This window comes from Kitasatospora sp. NPDC057500, assembly GCF_042802195.1.
Taxonomy (GTDB): domain Bacteria; phylum Actinomycetota; class Actinomycetes; order Streptomycetales; family Streptomycetaceae; genus Kitasatospora.
Window position 1 is genome coordinate 1 of record NZ_JBHVER010000145.1, and the last position, 21,489, is coordinate 21,489.

The 21,489-nt window shown below is 73.4% G+C and carries 20 protein-coding genes and 1 pseudogene; 10 read left to right on the top strand and 11 right to left on the bottom strand.

Going from position 1 to position 21,489, the window contains the following annotated elements; all coding sequences use genetic code 11:
- The first annotated feature begins 155 nt into the window (after positions 1-155).
- From acs to ACFU74_RS26080, 5 genes are all read left to right on the top strand, one after another.
- A complete protein-coding gene (gene acs, locus ACFU74_RS26060) occupies positions 156-2,132 on the top strand; it encodes an acetate--CoA ligase (RefSeq protein ID WP_380760898.1) in 1,977 nt (658 codons plus the stop codon).
- A 296-nt stretch (positions 2,133-2,428) separates the two neighbouring features.
- Complete coding sequence (nhaA, locus tag ACFU74_RS26065) at positions 2,429-3,895, top strand: Na+/H+ antiporter NhaA (protein WP_380760900.1); 1,467 nt, start codon at positions 2,429-2,431, stop codon at positions 3,893-3,895.
- A 136-nt stretch (positions 3,896-4,031) separates the two neighbouring features.
- Positions 4,032-4,508, top strand: a complete 477-nt coding sequence (locus ACFU74_RS26070; RefSeq protein WP_350558600.1) for a phage holin family protein — start codon at positions 4,032-4,034, stop codon at positions 4,506-4,508.
- 217 nt (positions 4,509-4,725) lie between these two features.
- Complete coding sequence (locus tag ACFU74_RS26075) at positions 4,726-5,715, top strand: alpha/beta fold hydrolase (RefSeq protein ID WP_380760902.1); 990 nt, start codon at positions 4,726-4,728, stop codon at positions 5,713-5,715.
- Between the two features lie 178 nt (positions 5,716-5,893).
- Positions 5,894-6,184, top strand: a complete 291-nt coding sequence (locus tag ACFU74_RS26080; RefSeq protein WP_380760904.1) for a hypothetical protein — start codon at positions 5,894-5,896, stop codon at positions 6,182-6,184.
- A gap of 181 nt (positions 6,185-6,365) precedes the next feature.
- Here the strand turns inward: ACFU74_RS26080 and ACFU74_RS26085 are convergent, their stop codons facing one another.
- The 5 genes and pseudogenes from ACFU74_RS26085 to ACFU74_RS26105 all read right to left on the bottom strand — a co-directional run bounded on the left by ACFU74_RS26085 (position 6,366) and on the right by ACFU74_RS26105 (position 10,807).
- Positions 6,366-7,550, bottom strand: a complete 1,185-nt coding sequence (locus ACFU74_RS26085; protein ID WP_380760906.1) for a MarP family serine protease — start codon at positions 7,548-7,550, stop codon at positions 6,366-6,368.
- Positions 7,551-7,713: 163 nt separating this feature from the next.
- Positions 7,714-8,505, bottom strand: coding sequence for an NUDIX hydrolase (locus tag ACFU74_RS26090; RefSeq protein ID WP_380760909.1), 792 nt, complete (start codon positions 8,503-8,505; stop codon positions 7,714-7,716).
- A complete protein-coding gene (gene nth / locus ACFU74_RS26095; protein ID WP_380760911.1) occupies positions 8,502-9,377 on the bottom strand; it encodes an endonuclease III in 876 nt (291 codons plus the stop codon). Before nth ends, ACFU74_RS26090 begins: the two co-directional genes overlap by 4 nt.
- Before the next feature lie 111 nt (positions 9,378-9,488).
- Positions 9,489-9,815: pseudogene (locus tag ACFU74_RS26100) on the bottom strand (3-oxoacyl-[acyl-carrier-protein] synthase III C-terminal domain-containing protein); the annotation flags it as partial.
- Between the two features lie 149 nt (positions 9,816-9,964).
- Complete coding sequence (locus tag ACFU74_RS26105; protein ID WP_380760913.1) at positions 9,965-10,807, bottom strand: isocitrate lyase/phosphoenolpyruvate mutase family protein; 843 nt, start codon at positions 10,805-10,807, stop codon at positions 9,965-9,967.
- A gap of 122 nt (positions 10,808-10,929) precedes the next feature.
- On the opposite strand from ACFU74_RS26105, the gene ACFU74_RS26110 reads away from it, so the two are divergent.
- Complete coding sequence (locus ACFU74_RS26110) at positions 10,930-11,934, top strand: DUF5937 family protein (protein WP_380760915.1); 1,005 nt, start codon at positions 10,930-10,932, stop codon at positions 11,932-11,934.
- 361 nt (positions 11,935-12,295) lie between these two features.
- Complete coding sequence (locus ACFU74_RS26115) at positions 12,296-12,970, top strand: Crp/Fnr family transcriptional regulator (RefSeq protein WP_030288117.1); 675 nt, start codon at positions 12,296-12,298, stop codon at positions 12,968-12,970.
- 76 nt (positions 12,971-13,046) lie between these two features.
- On the opposite strand, the gene ACFU74_RS26120 is transcribed toward ACFU74_RS26115, so the two are convergent.
- The 5 genes from ACFU74_RS26120 to ACFU74_RS26140 form a co-directional block, all read right to left on the bottom strand.
- Positions 13,047-13,874 carry an MBL fold metallo-hydrolase gene (locus ACFU74_RS26120; RefSeq protein WP_380760917.1) on the bottom strand — a complete coding sequence of 276 codons (828 nt, stop codon included), beginning with the start codon at positions 13,872-13,874 and terminating at the stop codon, positions 13,047-13,049.
- Positions 13,871-14,047, bottom strand: coding sequence for a hypothetical protein (locus tag ACFU74_RS26125; RefSeq protein ID WP_380760919.1), 177 nt, complete (start codon positions 14,045-14,047; stop codon positions 13,871-13,873). Before ACFU74_RS26125 ends, ACFU74_RS26120 begins: the two co-directional genes overlap by 4 nt.
- A gap of 90 nt (positions 14,048-14,137) precedes the next feature.
- Positions 14,138-15,076 (bottom strand): NUDIX hydrolase, encoded by a 939-nt coding sequence (locus tag ACFU74_RS26130; protein ID WP_380760920.1) that lies wholly within the window; start codon positions 15,074-15,076, stop codon positions 14,138-14,140.
- Positions 15,077-15,167: 91 nt separating this feature from the next.
- Positions 15,168-15,638, bottom strand: a complete 471-nt coding sequence (locus ACFU74_RS26135) for a RidA family protein (RefSeq protein ID WP_380760921.1) — start codon at positions 15,636-15,638, stop codon at positions 15,168-15,170.
- A complete protein-coding gene (locus ACFU74_RS26140; RefSeq protein WP_350541473.1) occupies positions 15,635-15,793 on the bottom strand; it encodes a DUF4177 domain-containing protein in 159 nt (52 codons plus the stop codon). The genes ACFU74_RS26135 and ACFU74_RS26140 overlap by 4 nt, the downstream gene beginning before the upstream one ends.
- 200 nt (positions 15,794-15,993) lie before the next feature.
- On the opposite strand from ACFU74_RS26140, the gene ACFU74_RS26145 reads away from it, so the two are divergent.
- Both ACFU74_RS26145 and ACFU74_RS26150 read left to right on the top strand, forming a co-directional pair.
- Positions 15,994-17,076, top strand: a complete 1,083-nt coding sequence (locus ACFU74_RS26145) for an ArsA-related P-loop ATPase (protein ID WP_380760923.1) — start codon at positions 15,994-15,996, stop codon at positions 17,074-17,076.
- The gene (locus ACFU74_RS26150; RefSeq protein ID WP_380760925.1) at positions 17,073-18,248 is read left to right on the top strand and encodes an ArsA family ATPase; all 1,176 of its coding nucleotides are present in this window, start codon (positions 17,073-17,075) and stop codon (positions 18,246-18,248) included. Before ACFU74_RS26145 ends, ACFU74_RS26150 begins: the two co-directional genes overlap by 4 nt.
- 100 nt (positions 18,249-18,348) lie before the next feature.
- Here the strand turns inward: ACFU74_RS26150 and ACFU74_RS26155 are convergent, their stop codons facing one another.
- Positions 18,349-18,672, bottom strand: a complete 324-nt coding sequence (locus tag ACFU74_RS26155; RefSeq protein ID WP_344338874.1) for a WhiB family transcriptional regulator — start codon at positions 18,670-18,672, stop codon at positions 18,349-18,351.
- A 423-nt stretch (positions 18,673-19,095) separates the two neighbouring features.
- Between ACFU74_RS26155 and ACFU74_RS26160 the strand changes: the two genes are divergently transcribed.
- On the top strand, positions 19,096-21,438 hold the full coding sequence (locus tag ACFU74_RS26160; protein WP_380760927.1) for a transglycosylase domain-containing protein: 2,343 nt from the start codon (positions 19,096-19,098) through the stop codon (positions 21,436-21,438).
- Positions 21,439-21,489 lie beyond the last annotated feature (51 nt).

Here is a 21,489-nt window from a genome sequence, read left to right on the forward strand (position 1 = left end):
CCCCCGGAGCTCCGGCGACCTCGGGCGACCGTTCGACGCCCGATCAAAGGTCTACACCAATTACCCGGAGCCTCTTGTCAACTGACCTCTTCGCCTGGTGAGCTGTGCGCTGGGACACACGGGACAATCCCCACGCACGGGAAACGACCCCGATCATGACTCATGAGGAGTGCGCGTTGAGCAACGAGAGCCTGGCCAACCTGCTCAAGGAGGAGCGGCGCTTCGCCCCGCCGGCAGAGCTCGCCGCAGCCGCCAACGTCACCGCGGCCGCGTACGCTCAGGCCTCCGAGGACCGCCTCGGCTTCTGGGCCGAGCAGGCCCGCCGCCTCACCTGGGCCGTCGAGCCCACCCAGACCCTCGACTGGTCCAACCCGCCGTTCGCCAAGTGGTTCGCCGACGGCAAGCTCAACGTGGCCTACAACTGCGTCGACCGGCACGTCGAGGCCGGCAACGGCGACCGGGTCGCCATCCACTTCGAGGGCGAGCCCGGCGACGGCCGCTCGATCACCTACGCCCAGCTCAAGGACGAGGTCTCGCAGGCCGCCAACGCGCTGCTGGAGCTCGGTGTCGCCAAGGGCGACCGGGTCGCGATCTACCTGCCGATGATCGCCGAGGCGGTCGTCGCGATCCTCGCCTGCGCCCGGATCGGCGCCACCCACTCGGTGGTCTTCGGCGGCTTCTCCGCCGACGCCGTGGCCTCCCGCATCCAGGACGCCCAGGCCAAGCTGGTCATCACCGCCGACGGCGGCTACCGCCGCGGCAAGCCGTCCGCGCTCAAGCCGGCCATCGACGAGGCGCTGACCAAGGTCGAGGGCGTCGAGCACGTCCTGGTCGTGCGCCGCACCGGCCAGGAGATCGCCTGGACCGAGGGCCGCGACGTCTGGTGGCACGAGGCCACCGCGCGCCAGTCCACCGAGCACACCCCCGAGGCGCACGACGCCGAGCACCCGCTCTTCATCCTCTACACCTCGGGCACCACCGGGAAGCCCAAGGGCATCCTGCACACCTCGGGCGGCTACCTCACCCAGGCCAGCTACACCCACCACGCCGTCTTCGACCTCAAGCCGGAGACCGACGTCTACTGGTGCACCGCCGACATCGGCTGGGTCACCGGCCACTCCTACATCGTCTACGGCCCGCTCTCCAACGGCGCCACCCAGGTCATCTACGAGGGCACCCCGGACACCCCGCACCAGGGCCGGTTCTGGGAGATCGTCCAGAAGTACGGCGTGACCATCCTCTACACCGCGCCGACCGCGATCCGGACCTTCATGAAGTGGGGCGACGACATCCCCGCGAAGTTCGACCTGTCCTCGCTGCGGGTGCTGGGCAGCGTCGGCGAGCCGATCAACCCCGAGGCGTGGATCTGGTACCGCGAGCACATCGGCGCCGGCAAGGCCCCGATCGTGGACACCTGGTGGCAGACCGAGACCGGCGCGATCATGATCAGCCCGCTGCCGGGCGCCACCGAGACCAAGCCGGGCTCCGCCCAGCGCGCGCTGCCGGGCATCGCGGCCACCGTGGTCGACGACAACGCCGTCGAGGTCCCCAACGGCTCCGGCGGCTACCTGGTGCTCACCGAGCCGTGGCCGTCCATGCTGCGCACCATCTGGGGCGACGACCAGCGCTACATCGACACCTACTGGTCGCGCTTCGAGGGCCGCTACTTCGCCGGTGACGGCGCCAAGAAGGACGAGGACGGCGACATCTGGCTGCTCGGCCGGGTCGACGACGTCATGCTGGTCTCCGGCCACAACATCTCGACCACCGAGGTCGAGTCGGCCCTGGTCGGGCACCCGTCGGTGGCCGAGTCGGCCGTCGTCGGCGCCACCGACGCCACCACCGGCCAGGCGATCGTCGCCTTCGTGATCCTGCGCGGCAGCGCCACCGACAGCCCCGAGCTGGTCGAGGAGCTGCGGGCGCACGTCGGCCGCACGCTCGGCCCGATCGCCAAGCCGAAGCAGATCAAGGTGGTCGGCGAGCTGCCGAAGACCCGCTCCGGCAAGATCATGCGCCGCCTGCTGCGCGACATCGCCGAGGGCCGCGAGGTCGGTGACACCACCACCCTGGCCGACTCCACGGTGATGAACCTCATCCAGGCCCAGCTTCCGGCGGCGGGCAGCGAGAGCTGACCCACAGCGGAAGACGTGCGTGACGGTGCCCCGGGTGGTCGTGACCGCCCGGGGCACCGCCGTGTCCGGACCACCGCGCGCCCGCTCCGGGCACACCCCGGCGCACCCGGTCGCCGTGCACAACGGGCCGCGGGCGGCTAAGTCCTTTAAGAGGACGATCCGGATATCGCCTTGTCGCCACGCTACAATGTCAAAGACGCATCAAGATCCGCGTCACAGGGCGAGCCGGGAAGTCTGGTCGGCGGTGCACCACAGGTGCATCCACACACCGTCCCCTCGCCCCCAGGAGGCCGCGCGTGGCCAGCCAGCCGCCCGTTCACGAGCCGACCCCGACGCCGACGCCCCAGCGCCGCCAGTTCCTCGGCAGGCTGCCCCTCCCCGAGCGGAGCTACCTCGCGGACGCCCTGCGGACCGAGACCGTCGGCGGCGTCCTGCTGCTCGTCGCGGCCGTCGTCGCGCTCGTCTGGGCCAACGTCTGGCCGGACGCCTACCAGTCCGTCCTGAACCACACCGTCGGCCCCTCCGCCCCGCTCCACCTGGACCTCACCCTGGGCACCTGGGCCAAGGACGGGCTGCTGACGATCTTCTTCTTCGTGGCCGGCATCGAGCTCAAGCGCGAGTTCGTGGCGGGAGAGCTGCGCAACCCCCGCGCGGCGATGCTGCCCGTCATCGCCGCCGTCTGCGGAGTCGTGCTCCCCGCCGTGCTGTACACCGTCGTCAACGTCGGTCCCGGCGGACACCCCAGCGGATGGGCCGTCCCCACCGCCACCGACATCGCCTTCGCGCTCGGCGTACTCGCCGTGGTCGGCAGCCACCTGCCCTCCGCGCTGCGCGCCTTCCTGCTCACCCTCGCGGTGGTGGACGACCTGATCGCGATCCTGATCATCGCGGTCTTCTACAGCTCCGGCATCAAGTTCTGGGCGCTCGGTCTGGCCTTCGCCGGGCTCGTGCTGTTCTGGTTCCTGCACCGGCGCGGGGTGCACGGCTGGTACCTGTTCGTCCCGCTCGCCTTCGTGAACTGGGCGCTGATGCACGAGAGCGGCGTGCACGCCACGGTGGCGGGCGTCGCGATGGGCCTGATGCTCCGCTGCCACCGGGAGGGCGACGAGAAGCACTCCCCCGGCGAGCACATCGAGCACCTGGTCCGGCCGATCTCGGCCGGGCTCGCCGTGCCGGTCTTCGCCCTGTTCGCGGCCGGGGTGGGGATCTCCGGCTCGGCGCTGCGCGAGGTGTTCACCCAGTCCGCCCCCTTCGGCATCGTGCTCGGCCTGGTGGTCGGCAAGTCCGTCGGCGTCTTCGGCGGCACCTGGCTGACCGCCCGCTTCACCCGCGCCGAGTTGAACCCGCAGCTCAAATGGGCCGACATGTTCGCCGTCTCGGTGCTGGCCGGCATCGGCTTCACCGTCTCGCTGCTGATCAGCGAGCTGGCCTTCCCGGACGACCCGGCGCTCGCCGACCGGGCCAAGGCCGCCGTCCTGGTGGGCTCGCTGATCTGCGCGCTGTCCGCCACCGTGCTGCTGAAGCTGCGCAACCGGCACTACCGCGCGCTGTGCGAGGAGGAGGACCGCGACCTCGACGGTGACGGCATCCCGGACGTCTACCAGCTCGACGACCCCGCCTGGCAGGCCCGCACGGCCGCACAGGCGCAGCACACCGGGGCGCAGCACACCGACACGCGCCCCACCGAGGCCCAGCACACCGACCCGGGCCCGACACGCCCGGCCGTCGAACACCGCGACGAAGGCCGCGACGAAGCCCACTGAACGCCGCACCGGAGCCCGCTGAGCGGCCCGCACGTCGGAACACGTCCCTCCGGCGGGGCCCCGGAGTGGTGTCCGCTCGTCCGGTAGGGGCATGATTCTGAACTGTCGACAGTCCACCGGAAGAGGAGAACCGCTGATGCCCGCAGGAGCCGCAGACCCGTCCAGCAACGGCCGGGCGCCCTACGAGGGCGAGCGTTCGGTGGGGCAGCTGTTCGCCGCGGCCACCGCCGACCTGTCCGCCCTGGTCCACGACGAGATCGCGCTCGCCAAGGCCGAGATCCGCGCCGACGTCAAGCGCGGCGTCTCCGGCGGCGTCTCGCTGGGCGTCGCCGGCGTGGTCGCGCTGGCCGCCGTCCCGATGCTGAGCGCGGCCGCGGCGTTCGGCATCCACGCGCTGGGCCTGTCGCTCGGCTGGTCGTTCCTGATCGTGGCCGGCGCATACCTGCTGCTGGCCGTGCTGCTGGGCCTGCTGGCGCTGCGTTCGTTCAAGAAGATCGAGAAGCCGGTCCGGACCATCGAGGGTGCGCAGAAGACCGCCGACGTGCTGAAGAACGCGCGGCCGCGTCCCGCCACCAAGGAGGAGATCGACCGCGCCCTGGGCCGCATCCCGTAAGCCCGCCCGCCCCGAAGGCCTTCCCACCCTGAAGGTCTTCCGGCCCCGCAGACCTCCCGCCCCGCAGGCGCCCTCGCACGCCAGGGGCGCGCCGGGAACGCGCCAGGCACGCGCCGGGGTCTTCGCGGGGACGTGCGCCCGGTGCGCGGCGGGCCGGAGGGGCCCGAGTGCGAGTGCCGGGCGCGTGTCCGGCGCGCGGATGTGACACGCTCTCGGTATGTCGCTCGACCAGAAGCCCGTGCCCGCGCAGCCGTCCGCCAGCTCCGGCCTCAACACCCCCGGCGACGCCCAGGACACCCCCCCGGCCGCCTGGGACGTCCGGCAGGCCGGGCCGTGGATCCACCGCGACCTCGCCGCCAACGGCGCGCGGTTCCACATCGCCGAACTCGGCGAGGGCCCGCTGGTCCTGCTGGTGCACGGCTGGCCCGAGTACTGGTGGGCCTGGCGCCACCAGCTGACCGCGCTGGCCGCCGCCGGCTACCGGGCCGTCGCCGTGGACCTGCGCGGCATCGGCGGCAGCGACCGCACTCCGCGCGGTTACGACCCCGGCAACCTCGCGCTGGACATCACCGGGGTGATCCGCTCGCTCGGCGAGGACCGGGCGCACCTGGTCGGCCATGCCTCCGGCGGCACGCTGGCCTGGGTGGCGGCCGTGATGCGGCCGTCGGTGATCCAGAGCCTCACCGTGGTCTCGGCCGCGCACCCCCGCGACCTCCGCCGGGCACTGCTCACCGACCGCAAGCAGATGGCCGCCTTCGAGCACGTGCTGGGCTTCCAGCGTCCGTGGATACCGGAGCGCCGCCTGGTCGCCGACGACGCCGCGCTGGTCGGCCGCTACCTGGACGCCTGGACCGGCCGCAACCAGCTGGACCGCGCGGCGGTGGCCGCGTACCGGCAGGCGATCCAGATCCCCAGCACCGCGCACTGCTCGATCGAGCCGTACCGCTGGCTGCTGCGCTCGATGGCCCGGCCGGACGGCATCCAGTTCGCCCGCCGGATGAAGAAGCCGATCACCGCCCCCACCCTGCACGTCCAGGGCGCGGCGGACCCGGTGCTGCTGTCGCACACCGCGCTGGGCGGCGGCGAGTACGTCGCGGCGCCGTACCGCTGGCGGCTGCTGCCGGGGGTCGGGCACTTCCCGCACGAGGAGGCGCCGGAGCAGTTCACCGCCGAGCTGCTGGACTGGATCGGCCGGCACAAGGACTGAAGGACCAATGGCCTCCCCCGGAAAGAGGGCACGGGGCCGAGGGTCCCGGCGCCCGGATGGGCGAACGGGGTCGAAGGTCCCAACTCCCTTGATATGACGTTCATATGACAAACGCATAGGCCACGTTGGTGGCCCACCGGGCGGTTACCCCCGTCGGCCCAGGGGCATCCATTGCGGTATGACCTGGATGCCCGATCGCGGCGGCGCCCCGCGCGGCCGACAGCACAGCAACAGCCCGCAGCGTTCCGCCGCCCACCGCCCCGAGTGGGCGGACGACCACGGTTACGACCACGGGTACGACCGCAGCCACGACGGCGGTCGCGACGGCGGCTACGACACCGGCTACGACGCCGGTTTCGAAGGCGCGGGCGGCGGCCACCCGCGCACCGCGCAGCGGCAACTCGGCATCCCGCGCATCCTCGGCCGCCGCGCCCGCTGGGTGGGCGCCCGGCTCCGCCGCGACACCTGACCGACCCCGGCTCCGCCCGGTTCCCACCCTCCTCCACCCTCCTCACCCGGCTGCCGGCCGACCCCGACCGGCAGCCGCCCGGCGCCCGGCGACCACTGACCGGCGACCACTGACCGGCGACCAGCGGCGGCAGGCCGCCGACCACCGGCCACCGACCGCCCGACCGACCGCCCGGACGAGGTCAGAGCGCGCAGCCCTGGGTGTCCACCCGGCCCGTCGCCGTACTGCCCTGCTCGGCGTCCTGCCGCACCTCGGCGGCAGTCAGCACGTACCCGGTGTCCGCGCTGTCCAGCGACTTGGCGAACACCATCCCGTACACCTGGCCGTCCGGGGTGAGCAGCGGACCGCCGCTGTTGCCCTGGCGGACCAGCGAGCGCACCGAGTAGACGTCCCGGACGACCTGGCCGCGATGGTAGATGTCCGGACCGTTCGCCTGGATCCGGCCGCGGATGCGGGCCGGCTGGACGTTGAAGGCGCCGTTCTCGGGGAAGCCCGCGACGATCGCGCTGTCGTTGGTCTTCGCCTCCCCCGCGAAGGTGAGCGGCGGCGCGTTCAGCTTGGGCACGTCGAGGACGGCGATGTCGCGCTGCCAGTCGTAGCTGACCACGGTCGCGTCGTACAGCGGCCCGACGCCGCCGACCTGCACGGTCGGCTCGTCGACGCCGCCGACCACGTGGGCGTTGGTCATCACCCGGTGCGGGGCGTAGACGAAGCCGCTGCCCTCCAGCGTCTTGCCGCAGGCGGTGGCGGTGCCGACCACCTTGACCAGGCTCTGCCGCGCCTTCGCCACCGCCGGGCTGGCGGCCAGTGCCGGGTCGGGTGAGTCGACCTGGGTGATCGGCTCGTGCTCGAAGGGGTTGAACACCTGCGGGAAGCCGTTGCGGGCGAGCACCTTGGAGAAGTCCGAGAACCAGTTGGGCGCGTCGGAGGGCAGCGCGTCCTGGACACCGCCCAGCACGGCCGAGGTGCGGACCTGCTTGGAGACGGTCGGCAGGGACGTCCCGGCGAGCGCCGAGCCGATCAGCCAGGCCACCAGCAGCATCGAGATCACGTTGACCACGGCGCCGCCCGCCGCGTCCAGGGCCCGGGCCGGGCGGCGGTCGATGTGACCGCGCAGCTTCCAGCCGAAGTGCGTGGTGATCGCCTGGCCGGTCGCCGCCAGCACGATCACCACCACCACGGCGATCACCGAGGCGGTCGTCCCGGGGCTGAGGTGGTCGAGCAGCAGCGGCAGCAGTTGGACGGCCAGCAGACCGCCGCCCAGGAAGCCGAGGACCGACAGCACGCCGACCACGAAGCCCTGCCGGTAGCCCGAGACGGCGAAGCCGATGGCGGCGGCGATCAACAGCACATCCAGGACGTTCACCCGGACACCCTCCCACGACGGACCACCCGACCGGGGGAACGAACGCCGAATCCGGCCGGGACCCCGCGAAGGCCGGCCCCGCCCGCCGCCGCGGCCCCGCAGGTTCCGGCCCCGCCCGCCGCCGCGACCCCGCAGCGCCCGGCCCCGCCCGCCGCCCGGTGGTTCACAGCGCCCCGGCGTCGCGGCCGAGCAGCGCCCGGGACCGCTCCAGATCGCCCTGCACCAGCTCCAGCGCCTCGTCCGAGAGGTCGACGATCCGGTCCGCGTCCCACGGCCGCTCCAGGCCGCTGTGGTGCAGCACCCGGTCGATCACCCCGGCGGTGAAGCCCCAGACCAGCCGCCCGCCGACCGCGAAGGCCGGGCCGAGGTGTCCGGACGGGTGCCGCAGCCGGGCCCGGTTGTCGGGGTCGGTCAGCTCCGCGATCGGCACCCGGAACACCGCGCCGGTCTCCCCCAGGTCCACCGGGCGGACCGGCGACTCCTCGCGCCACCAGCCGAGCACCGGGGTCACCACGAACCGGCTGACCGGGATGTACAGCGCGGGCAGGGTGGCGAAGACCTGCACCCCGTCCGGCTCCAGGCCGGTCTCCTCCCAGGCCTCGCGCAGCGCCGCCGCCACCGGCCCGGGCCCCGCCGGGTCGCCGTCCTCCGGGTCCAGCGCACCGCCCGGGAAGGACGGCTGCCCGGCGTGCGAGCGCAGCGAGCGGGCCCGTTCGATGAGCAGCAGGTCGGGCCCGGACTCGGCCTCGCCGAACAGCATCAGCACGGCCGCCGCCCGGCCGCCCTCGGCGGGCGGCAGGAAGCGGCTCAGTTGCTCGGGCAGCACCCGCTCCGCGGCCTCCCGGACCGGCTCCAGCCAGGTCGGCAGCCCGTCCCGCTCGACCCGCCGCTCGGTCCCCCGCCCGACCTGCGACTCCCCCAGCGGCTCCGCGGAGCGTTCCCCCCGCCCGCTCATTCGGACACCGCCAGGTCGGCGACCTGGCCCTGGTGCGCGGCGGCGTCCGCGCGGGCACCGGCCTCGCCCGGGAAGTCGGCGGGCGGCCGCAGCCGCTGGCCCGGGTGGCCGCCCAGCTCGTACTTCAGCAACTTCGCCGCCTTCTCCGGGTCGGTCTCGCCCTCCCCGTAGGAGGGGCAGAGCGGTGCGATCGGGCAGGCCCCGCAGGCCGGCTTCTGGGAGTGGCAGATGCGTCGGCCGTGGAAGACCACCCGGTGCGAGAGCATCGTCCACTCGGACTTCGGGAAGATCTCCGCGACCGCCGCCTCGACCTTCACCGGGTCGTCCTCGGCGGTCCACCCGAACCGGCGGGCCAGCCGCCCGAAGTGGGTGTCCACGGTGATCCCGGGGACCCCGAAGGCGTTGCCGAGGACGACGTTGGCGGTCTTGCGGCCGACGCCGGGCAGGGTGACCAGGTCGACGAGCCGGCCGGGGACCTCCCCGTCGAACTCGTCGCGCAGCGCGATCGACAGGCCGATCAGCGACTTCGCCTTGTTCCGGAAGAAGCCGGTCGGCCGGATGATCTCCTCCAGCTCCGCCGGGTCCGCCGCCGCCATGTCCTCCGGCGACGGGTACTTCGCGAACAGCGCCGGCGTCGTCTGGTTCACCCGCAGATCGGTGGTCTGCGCCGACAGCACGGTGGCCACCAGCAGCTGGAAGGGGTTCTCGAAGTCCAGCTCCGGATGCGCGTACGGGTACAGCTCCGCCAGCTCGCGGTTGATCCTCCGGGCCCGCCGCACCATCGCCAGTCGCGACTCCGGCTTGCGCACCACGGCCGCCCTGCCCGCCGGCTTCCCTGCGGACGCGGTCTTCCGGACCTTGCTCTCTGCCATGCGTGAAGGCTACGCCGGACGGCCGTGCTCCTGCGGCGGATCGGCCAGGCCCGCCGCCCCTCCACCGGCCACGCGGCGGCCACACGGCGGCCACGCGCCGACGGGCACGTGTCAGGGGCAGGTGACGACCGGCCCGGCCCAGGAGAGTCCGCCGCCGAAGCCGAGCAGCAGGGCGGGGGCGCCGCTGGGCACCTCGCCGCGTTCGACCAGTTCGGCGAGGGCGAGCGGGACGGAGGCGGCCGAGGTGTTGCCGGACTCGACGACGTCTCGGGCCACCACCGCGCCGGTGGCGCCGAGGCGCTCGGCCAGGGCCTCGATGATCCGCAGGTTGGCCTGGTGGGTCACCACCGCGCCCAGGTCGGCGGGGGTGAGGCCGGCCCGGCGGCAGGCCTCCTCGGCGATCGGCGCCAGGGTTCCGGTCGCCCAGCGGTACGGCGACCGGGGCGCCGCCGACCGCACCCGGCGGGCGATGCGGCGACTGCTCGGCCTGCCGGACCCGGGCGCCGGGCGCCGGGCGGCCCACGGCGCTCGCCGAGCTGCCCGCGCCCCAGGAGGCCTGACGCGGGCCCGGTCGGTCACCGCCCCCGTCAGCCCCGGAACAGCGCGTCGACGTCGCCGAAGCCCAGCGCACCGGCGGGCGCCGTCAGGGTTCCGGGGCCGAGCAGTTCCGCGGCGGCCCGGCGGGCGGCGGTGTAGGCGAGCTGCGCCACCGCCGTACCCGCGCTGATCCGGCGCACCCCGGCGGCGGCGAGTTCGGCGACGGACGGACCGCCGGCCACCGCCATCGCGTTGACCGGCAGCGGCGAGCGCGCGCAGAGCGCGGCCAGCGCGTCGAGGTCCAGCAGACCCGGCACGAAGAGGCCGTCGGCGCCCGCCGCCACGTACGCCTCGGCCCGGACCAGCACGTCGTCGAGCCCGCCGAGACCGAACAGGAAGACGTCCGTGCGGGCGTTGACCAACAGCTCCGGCAGGCCCGCCGCCTCCGCCGCCGTCCGGGCCGCGCGCAGCCGGACGGCCTGCTCGTCCACCGCGAACAGCGGGCCGCCGACCGCCGCCGAGTCCTCCAGGTTGACGCCGGCCGCGCCCGCCCCGACCAGCGCCCGGACGGTCCCGGCGACATCGGCGGGCGCGGGCCCGTAGCCGCCCTCGGCGTCCACGGTGACCGGCAGGTCCACGGCCGCCGCCACCCGGCGGGCGGCCTCCACGGCGCTCGCCCGGTCGAGGCACTGGCCGTCGCCCCGGCCCAGTGACCAGGAGACGCCGCCGCTGGTGGTGGCGATCGCGGCGGCGCCCGCGGCGGCGATCACGGCGGCGCTGCCGGCGTCCCAGGCGTTCGGCAGCACGAGCACGCCGTCGGCGACCAGCGCCCGCAGGCGTTCGGCCTTGGCGCGGAGAGCGGCGGCGGGCGGGAGCGGGGCGGACGTGGTCATGCGGGGTCACCGGCCTTCGGGAATCGGCGTGGATGGTGCGGCGACGGCATCCTGCGCGCGGCGGGCGTCCCGGCTCCAATGATTAAGCTGGAGCCGAATCGAAGAGCGGGGGTGGGGCACCGATGCGGACCGAGCTGGCGCTGTCGGCCGACGACCTGGCACGCACCAGGTTCGCCGTCTCCCCGATGTGGGAGGTGGTGACCAGCCTCCGGATGCTCGCCCAGCCGGTCGTCCCCGCGCCGCACCGGCACTGGGCCGCGCAGGTCCGCCCCCGGCTGGCCGCCGCCGGGCCCGCCGTCCGGCGGCTGGCCGCGATGGTCCCGCCCGCCGGTCACCTGCCGGACTTCCTCAACCCCGTCCCCTCCACCGCCGCGCCCGCGCTCGCCGACGAGCTGGCCGTCATCACCGCGACCTCCCCTGAACCGGTCCGCGCCGACCTCGCCCTGCTGGCCGCCGAGCGGGGCGGCCGGCTGCCCGTCGAGCTCGAACCGCTCCACCGCGACCCGGCCGCCCGGCTGCCCCGGCTCGCGGCCGACATCGAGGCGTACTGGGAGCTCGCGCTGGCGCCGTACTGGGCCAGGATCCGCGCCCTGCTCGACGCCGACGTACTGCACCGGGCCCGTCAGGCGGTCGGGCACGGCACCGCCCGGGTGCTCGACGACCTGCACGGGACGGTCCGCTGGGACGGCCGCGGGCACGGGGCGCTGCGGCTGGAGCAGCGGCACTGCGCGGTCGAACGGCTGGACGCCGGGGCCGGCCTGGTGCTGGTGCCCTCGGTGTTCGCCTGGCCCCGGGTGCTGACCCGCGCGCTGCCGCCGGACCCGCCGCAGCTCGCCTATCCGGCGCGCGGGATCGCCACCCTCTGGGAGCCCCGCCCGGCCGCCGACGCACCGGAGGCGCTCGCCGCCGTCCTCGGCCGCTCCCGGGCCCGACTGCTCGCCGAGCTCGACGCACCGGCCTCCACCACCGAACTGGCGCGGCGCACCGGGCTCTCCGCCGCCGGCGCCTCCCAGCACCTCACCGCGCTGCGCGCGGCCGGGCTGACGAGCGCGCACCGCGCCGGTCACGCCGTGCTGCACGCCCGGACGGCCCTCGCCGACGCCCTGCTCGACCCCGGCCTGCGCTGACCTGTCCCCTCCTGCGCCGACCTGTCCCCTCCTGACCCGCCCCGGCCCGCCCGGCCTGCCCGGCCGGTCCTCCAGCGACCGATCGAGACCGATCCCGACCGAACCGGATCGGATCCGACACGAACTCCACCCCGGGCCGATCATCCCTGACCGAACCGCCCGGCCCGACCCACCGGCTGACCTGCCGGTTCGGCCCGTTCCCGGGACGAACCCGGCGGTACGAATGGCCCCGCGCAGCACACCTCCGCACACCCCCTCCTCATATGATCGGAGCGACATGCGCCATGCTTGGTGATGCAGAGCACTGTACGAACTTGTGCCGGAGGGCTTGACGGCCGGCCGGCCGAGAAGGAGGAAGCACGTGGACGACGTTCTGCGGCGCGCCGCACTCTTCGCGGCACTCGACGACGAACAGGCCGGCGAGCTGCGCGCTTCCATGACCGAGGTGACGCTCGCCCGCGGCGAGTCGCTGTTCCACGAGGGCGACCCGGGCGACCGCCTGTACGTCGTCGCCGAGGGCAAGGTCAAGCTGCACCGCGCCTCGCCGGACGGCCGCGAGAACATGCTCGCCGTCCTCGGCCCCAGCGAGATGATCGGCGAACTCTCGCTGTTCGACCCGGGTCCGCGCACCGCCACCGCGAGCGCGCTGACCGAGGTCAAGCTGCTCGGCCTCGGCCACGGCGACCTCCAGCCCTGGCTGCACGCCCGCCCCGAGGTCTCGATCGCACTGCTGCGCGCGATCGCCCGCCGCCTGCGCCGGACCAACGACGTGATGTCCGACCTGGTCTTCTCCGACGTGCCCGGGCGCGTCGCCAAGGCCCTGCTGGACCTCTCCCGCCGCTTCGGCGTGCAGTCCGAGGAAGGCATCCACGTCGCCCACGACCTCACCCAGGAGGAGCTGGCCCAGCTGGTCGGCGCCTCCCGCGAGACGGTCAACAAGGCGCTCGCCGACTTCGCCGGCCGCGGCTGGCTGAAGCTGGAGGCCCGCGCGGTCGTCCTGCTGGACGTCGAGCGGCTCTCCCGCCGGTCCCGGTAACCGCGCACCGCACCACGGGAAGGGCCCGTACGCTCCGGCGTACGGGCCCTTCACCTGTGCGGGCGTCAGTCCGGGATCAGTCCGGGATCAGTCCGTGGTCCCGGAGGTACCGCAGCTGCGCGCGGACCGACAGTTCGGCGGCCGGCCACAGCGAGCGGTCCACGTCCGCGTAGACCCGGGCCACCACCTCGGCGGCCGTCCGGCAGCCGGCCTCGACCGCCGTCTCGACCTGGGCCAGCCTGGCCGCCCGGTGCGCCAGGTAGTAGTCCACCGCGCCGAGCGCGTCCGCGAGCACCGGCCCGTGGCCGGGCAGCACCGTGCGCACCCCGTGCTCGGCGGCCATGGTGTGCAGGTGGCGCAGCGAGTCCAGGTAGTCGCCGAGCCGGCCGTCCGGGTGGGCGACCATCGTGGTGCCGCGGCCGAGCACGGTGTCCCCGGTGAGGACCGCGCCGTCGGCCGGCAGGTGGAAGGTCAACGAGTCCGAGGTGTGTCCGGGCGTGGCGACGACCCGCAGGTCGAGGCCGCCGACGTCCAGGCGCTCGCCGTGGGTGAGGCCCTCGGAGCCGAGCCGGTGCGCCGGGTCCAGCGCGCGGACCTCGGTCCCGGTCAGCTCCGCGAACCGGGCCGCGCCCTCGGAGTGGTCGGCGTGCCCGTGGGTCAGCAGGGTGAGCGCCACCCGCTGCCCCCGCTGCTCGGCGGTCTCGATCACCCGGCGCAGGTGGCCCTCGTGCAGCGGGCCCGGGTCGATCACCACCGCGAGGTCCGAGCCCGGCTCGGCGAGCAGCCAGGTGTTGGTGCCGTCGAGCGTCATCGGGGACGGGTTCGGCGCCAGCACGCAGAGCGCACGGGCGGTGGCCTCGCCGCCGATCGCGGCGGCGGGGTCACCGGGCAGGAGTCCGCTCACCGGCCGCCCTCGCCGTCGCGATGCAGCAGGCGCAGGGGCAGCGTCCGGACGAGGGCGCGCTGGGCCACCTCGGTGAAGCGGACCTGGCCGCTGTCACAGGCCGGGGTGCGCGGGGTCAGGCTGCGGGCGGGCATCTCGGGTGCCGTCCGGCGAGCCACGTCGTTGTGGGTCATCGGGCGTCGGTCCTTTCCGTATGAAGGGGACAGGATGGGAGGGGCAGGGTCAGGGGGCGGTCGTCAGGGGACGGGATCAGGAGCGCGGCGTCAGCCGGTGCGCCCCTCGGGGAAGCTGCCGTCGATGGTCAGTTCGTCGTACCCCGGCCAGCGCACGGTCAGCCGCTCGCCGCGCACCTCGGCGCGGCCGAGTACCGGCTCCAGTGAGCGCCCGGCCGCCGCGGCCAGCGCCTCGGCGGCGCTGCGCACCGGCAGCAGCTCGCGCAGCACGGTGACGGTCGGCGGCAGCATGCCGTACCGGCCCTCCTCGTAGCCGCGCACGGCCTCGGCCGGGGTGAGCCAGGCGACCCGGTCGGCCTCGCCGACCTCGCGGGCGGCGTCCTGCCCGGGCGGCAGGGCGGCCACGAAGAACCAGGTGTCGTAGCGGCGTTCCTCGAACGCCGGGGTGATCCAGCGCGCCCAGCCGGCCAGCAGGTCGCTGCGCAGCAGCAGGCCGTGGTCGCGCAGGAAGTCGGCGAAGGAGAGCTCGTGGGCCTCCAGCGCGGCGCGCTCGGCGCTCCAGTCGCGGGGCTCGGCGACGCTGCCGGCGTCGGGGCCGGCCAGCAGTACCCCGGCCTCCTCGAAGGTCTCGCGGACCGCGGCGCAGACCACCGCCTGCGCGGTCGCGGGGTCCACCCCGAGCCGCTCGGCCCAGGCGCGCGGACCGGGGCCGGCCCAGCCGAGTTCGGCCTCGGCGTCCCGGCGGTCCACCCCGCCGCCCGGGTAGGCGTACATGCCGGCGGCGAACGCCATCGAGGTGCGGCGGCGCAGCAGGTACGCCTCGGGGCCGACGGCCGTGTCCGCGCCCGTGCCCGGGTCGACGCCCACGCCCGTGCCCGCGACCGGGTCGACGCCCGCGCCCGGGTCCCGGAGCAGCACCACGGTGGCGGACGGCTTCGGCACGGACGGGGTCAGCTCGCCGGCGTCGGCCGCCCTGATCCGGGCGGGCCAGCCGGGCGGCATCGGGAGCGTCGTTGCTCGCTGGTCCATGCCCGGATGCTAAGCGCCCGGGGGCGGGGTTGGACAGGGGTGATCCCTTGTCCGGCCCCGCCCCCGGCGGGCGCGCGCGTCCGGGTGCGGCTCAGGCTCCGGCGCGGACGCGGACCTGCAGCTCGACCTCGACCGGGGCGTCCAGCGGAAGCACGGTGACGCCGACCGCGCTGCGGGCGTGCACACCGGCGTCGCCGAGGACCTGGCCGAGCAGCTCGCTGGTGCCGTTGATCACACCGGGCTGGCCGGTGAAGTCGGGGGCGGAGGCGACGAAGCCGACCACCTTGACGACCTGCTCGACCAGGTCGAGGTCGCCGATCACCGACTTGACGGCGGCCAGCGCGTTCAGCGCGCAGATCCGCGCGAGCTCCTTGGCCTCCTCCGGGGTGACCTCGGCGCCGACCTTGCCGGTGTTCGGCAGCTTGCCGGCCACCATCGGCAGCTGGCCGGAGGTGAAGACGAACTCACCGGTGCGCAGCGCGGGCACGTAGGCGGCGACCGGGGCGGCCACCGGCGGAAGGGTCAGGCCCAGCTCGGCGAGCTTCTCCTCGACCTTGCTCATGCCTGCTTCTCCCGCTTGAAGTAGGCCACCAGCTGCTCCGGGTTCGGGCCCGGTACGACCTGGACCAGCTCCCAGCCGTCCTCGCCGAAGTTGTCCAGGATCTGCTTCGTGGCGTGCACGAGCAGGGGTGCCGTCATGTATTCCCACTTGGTCATGGCCAGACTCTAGACGCTCCGTCCCGGCGGACCGGCACGGTCCGCGCCCGGGCGCGCTCCGGCGTGTGAGGTGGCCCACAAACCGGGCATGATTCAGGTCCGGCCCCCGGGGTAGTCCCGGCATCCGGCGCGGTCCCTGGTTACCCTCGCGGAAGGGCACCCGTGTGGTGCCGGCCCTCGGAGACGGACGGAGACGGAGCGTGGCACGCACCCCCGGCCAGGCGGCCCGGCGCGATCCCGACTGGGAGGGCGTGCGGTTGCACGTGGTCAGCGGCAAGGGCGGCACCGGGAAGACCACGGTGGCCGCGGCGCTGGCGCTGGCGCTCGCCGCGGAGGGGCACCGGACGCTGCTGATCGAGGTGGAGGGCCGGCAGGGCATCGCCGAGCTGTTCGGCATTGCGGCGCTGCCGTACGAGGAGCGCCGGATCGCCTCGGTCACCCCGGCCCAGCTGGGCCTGCCGGCCCAGGACGGCTCCGCGAACGGGGGCGGGGAGGTGCACGCGCTCGCCATCGACACCGAGCAGGCCCTGCTCGAGTACCTCGACATGTTCTACAAGCTCGGCCGGGCCGGGAAGGCGCTGCAGAAGGTCGGCTTCGTCGACTTCGCCACCACCATCGCCCCCGGCGTCCGGGACGTCCTGCTGACCGGCAAGGCCTGCGAGGCCGCCCGCCGCAAGGGCCCGGACGGGCGGCGGCGGTACGACGCGGTGGTGATGGACGCGCCGCCGACCGGGCGGATCACCCGGTTCCTGAACGTCAACTCCGAGGTGGCCGGACTGGCCCGGATAGGCCCGATCCACAGCCAGGCGCAGGCGGTGATGCGGGTGCTGAAGTCGGCGGAGACCGCCGTGCACCTGGTCACCCTGCTGGAGGAGATGCCGGTCCAGGAGACCGTCGACGGCTTCGCCGAGCTGCGTGAGGCCGGGCTGCCGGTGGGCGGGGTGCTGGTCAACATGGTCCGGCCGCCGGTGCTGGACGCGGCGGCGGTGGCGGCGGTGGACGGCGACCACCGCGAGGAGGTCGCGCTGGCCCTCGGCGAGGCCGGCCTCGGCGGGCGCTCGCGCAAGCCGGAGACCGTCCGGGCGGCGGTCGAACCGCTGATCGACCCGCTACTGGAACAGGCCAGGGAGCACGCCGAGCGGGTGGAGCTGGAGCGCGCGCGGCGCGCCGACCTGCAGCAGCTGAAGCTCCCGACGTACGAACTTCCGCTGCTGGGCGAGGGTGTGGACCTCGGCGGGCTCTACCGGCTGGCAGGCGAACTGAAGCGTCAGGGGGCAGCGTGAGCGAGCGCAGGAGCGTGGACGGCGACGGCAGCCGACTCGCCGTGGACGAGCTGATCGACAGTCCGAAGACCCGGATCATCGTCTGCTGCGGCTCCGGCGGCGTCGGCAAGACCACCACCGCGGCGGCGATCGGCCTGCGGGCCGCCGAGCGGGGCCGCAAGGTGGTCGTGCTGACCATCGACCCGGCCCGCCGGCTGGCGCAGTCGATGGGCCTGACCGAGCTCGACAACACCCCGCGGATCGTCAAGGGCGTGAGCGGCGACGGCGAGCTCCAGGCCATGATGCTCGACATGAAGCGGACCTTCGACGAGGTCGTGCTGGCCCACGCCGAACCCGAGCGGGCCCGGGCGATCATGGAGAACCCGTTCTACCAGTCGCTGTCGGCAGGCTTCGCGGGCACCCAGGAGTACATGGCGATGGAGAAGCTCGGCCAGCTGCGGGCTGCCGAGGAGTGGGACCTCATCGTCGTCGACACCCCGCCGTCGCGCTCCGCGCTGGACTTCCTGGACGCGCCGAACCGGCTCGGTTCCTTCCTCGACGGCAAGGTGATCCGGATCCTGACCGCGCCGGCCAAGGTCGGCGGCCGGTCCGCGATGAAGTTCCTGAACGCCGGGATGGGCCTGCTCACCGGCACCCTCGGCAAGATCTTCGGCGCCCAGCTGCTGACCGACGTGCAGACCTTCGTCAGCGCGATGGACTCGATGTTCGGCGGCTTCCGCGAGCGCGCGGACCGTACGTACCAGCTGCTCCAGGCGCCGGGCACGGCCTTCCTGGTGGTGGCCGCGCCGGAGCGGGACGCGCTGCGCGAGGCGGCGTACTTCGTGGACCGGCTGGCCGCCGACCGGATGCCGCTGGCCGGGCTGGTGCTCAACCGGGTGCACGGGACGGGCGCGCCGCAGCTCACCGCCGAACGGGCGCTGGCGGCGGCGGAGGCGCTGGAGGAGAACGGTTCGGAGCACACCTCGCCGGAGGCCGAACTGCTCGCGGCCGGACTGCTGCGGCTGCACGCCGAGCGGATGCAGGTGATGGTGCGCGAGCGGCGGACCCGCGACCGCTTCGTCTCGGTCTACCCGGACGTGCCGATCGTCGAGGTCGCCGCGCTGCCCGGGGACGTCCACGACCTGGACGGACTGCGGGCGATCGGCGAACGCCTCAGCGGCTCCACCGGCTGAGCCGGTCCACCGGTCCGCCCGGGCCCCCCAGCCCGGACGGACCGTCGCAGCACGGGCCGCGAGGTGATCGAGCCGCGTCGGTGCTCAAGCCGCCGGGGGCTCAGCCCGCCTGGGCGTAGTCCGTCAGTATCACGCCGGTGGCCAGCGAGGCCTCGTACTCGGTGCGCGCCGTCTCCAGCAGCCGGCGCCACGAGATCACGGTCGGCCGGCGGCGCAGCAGCGCCCGGCGCTCGCGCTCGGTCATCCCGCCCCAGACCCCGAACTCCACCCGGTTGTCCAGTGCGTCCGCCAGGCACTCCGTGCGCACGGGGCACCCGCTGCACACCGCCTTGGCGCGGTTCTGCGCCGCCCCCTGGACGAACAGTTCGTCCGGATCACTCGTGCGGCAGGCGGCCTGCGCACTCCAGTCGTCTACCCAGCCCATGCCGGCGCCGTCCTCTCCCGAATCGAGGCTCCCCCACGGCGGCAACGGCATATTCACCGTTGCCAGTTGAGGACGTTACGGAAGAACGACAGCTTGCAACAGCCCCTTCGGGCTCAATCTCGAATGGCCCAATTGGACTATGGGTGGCGATCAGCTCACTCGTTGGAGTGATCGCAGGTCGCAAGCCTTGCCAGCACCGCGGGCGCCACTCTCGCCACGCGGATCGTCACGCATTGTTACCGGACACAGGGGTACAGCCAGCGACAGCTGCCTCAAAAGCACACCAGGGGCGGGCAATTCGGGCAATTCTCATCACTCACAAGAGTGATCGATGCTGACGCAGCGAAGCTGTCGCAAGCTTGTGACAAGCGTAGGCGAACACCTGCCCCGGTGTGTGGCATTCGGCAACGTAGGGTTCTCCTCATGGCACCGAAGCTCCCCCAGGCATCCCCGCCCCCCGGCAACACCGGAGCTCCGCGCGGCAAGCGCCGCGGGTCACCGCTGGACTACGCGGGACACGGAGTGAAGTTCCTGGGGGTCAGCGTGCTCTCCGGCGTCCTGCTGGCCGGCATGGCCCTGCCCGCCGTCGGCGCGCTCGGCCTCACCGCCAAGAACACGGCGGAGGGCTTCTCCAACATCTCGGACGACTTCAAGACCCCGCCGCTCACCCAGGCGACCCAGATCTTCGACGCCAAGGGCGGGCTGATCGCCAAGGTCTACGAGCGCGACCGCACCGTCCTCACCGCCGACCAGATGTCGCCGTACATGCGGCAGGCCCAGGTCGACATCGAGGACGCCCGCTTCTACGAGCACGGCGCCGTCGACCTCAAGGGCGTGCTCCGCGCGATCAGCAAGAACGCGGAGAGCGGCACCGCCTCCCAGGGCGCCTCGACGCTGACCCAGCAGTACGTGAAGAACGTCAACGTCGAGAAGGCCGGCGACGACCAGGCCGCCGTCCTGGAGGCCCAGCGCAAGACCCTGGGCCGCAAGATCCAGGAACTGAAGGTCGCGATCAAGCTGGAGGAGGACCTGACGAAGGACCAGATCCTCACCAACTACCTCAACATCACCTTCTACGGCCACCAGGCGTACGGGATCGAGGCCGCGTCCCAGCGCTACTTCAGCAAGACCAACAAGGACCTCACCGTCGCCGAGGCCGCCACCCTGGCCGGCCTGGTGCAGAACCCGTCGCAGTACGACCCGGTGCGCTTCCCGGACAACGCGGTGAAACGGCGCAACGTCGTGATCGACAAGATGCTGGAGAACAAGCACATCACCGCGGACCAGGCCAAGGAGGCCAAGGCCGCCCCGCTGGGCCTGAAGTACAAGGACCCGCAGAACGGCTGCATCACTGCCCAGGCGGGCATGGGGTTCTTCTGCGACTACGTCCGGCACGTGGTCAAGCAGGACCCGGTGTTCGGCAAGAACGCCGCCGAGCGCAAGAAGTTCTGGGACCAGGGCGGTCTGAACATCTACACCACGCTCGACCCGGACAAGCAGGCCGCCGCACAGAACGCGGTCACCAGCAAGGTCAAGGTCACCGACCCGGTCTCGGCCGCCGCGACCATGATGGAGCCGGGCACCGGCAAGATCCTGGCGATGGCCCAGACCCGCCCGTACGGCCTGGAGCCGGCGAAGAACCAGACCGTCGTCAACCTCAACGTCGACGCCGCGATGGGCGGCGGCAACGGCTTCCAGCCCGGTTCGACGTTCAAGCCGATCATCGCCGCGGCCGCGCTGGAGAACGGCATGCCGCCCACCAAGTCGTACCCGTCGGAGAACCGCATCGAGTGGCCGACGATGAAGACCTGTGAAGGCACCTGGAAGAACAACGAGCGGGGCGACAAGCGCTACGTCCCGAACGAGAGCAAGAGCGAGGTCGGCCCCTACGAGCTGAAGCAGGCGATGGCCCTCTCGGTCAACACCTACTTCGTCCAGATGGAGCAGGAGATGGGGCTCTGCCCCGTCAAGCAGATGCTCGACAAGCTGGGCATCACCACCACCGCCGCCGGCGAGAAGATCGAGGTCGTCCCCTCGATCACCCTGGGCACCAAGGAGATGTCGCCGCTGACCATGGCGAACGTCTACGCGACCTTCGCCGCCCGCGGCAAGCACTGCACGCCGATCGCGATCAACAAGATCACCACGGTCGACGGCACGGACGTCAAGGTCCCGCAGACCAGCTGCACCCAGGCCTTCTCCGAGCAGACCGCCGACGCGATGAACACCGTCCTGCTCAACGTGACCGAGAAGGGCACCGGCGCCACCCTCGGCCTGGAGGACGGCCGCCAGATCGCCGGCAAGACCGGTACCACCGACAAGAAGAAGGCCGCCTGGTTCAGCGGCTACACCCCGCAGCTCGCCACCGCGGTCTGGATCGGCGGTCCGACCGGCGGCGTCGAGATGAAGAACATGAAGATCGGCGACACCTACTACGGCGCCGACGGCGTCTACGGTGCCAGCGGCCCCGGCCCGATCTGGAAGACGGCCATGGACGGCGCGCTGAAGGGCGCGCCCAAGGAGACCTTCCAGACCATCGACATCCCGGACCCGGCCCCCAAGGTCGACCCGAACGCCACTCCGCCGGCCACCCCCCCGGCCGACCCGAACGCTGGCGGCAACCCGCCGCCCGTGCCGAACCCCGGCATGCCCGGCACCAACGCGGGCGGCGTGATCGGCGGCGGCTTCACCTTCCCGCCGGGCGTCATCGGCGGCGGTGACGGCGGCAACGGGAACGGCAACGGCAACGGGCGCGGCCGCCACTGAGCGGACACCCGGTGAACGACGAGGGGCGCCCCCGAGCGATCGGCTCGGGGG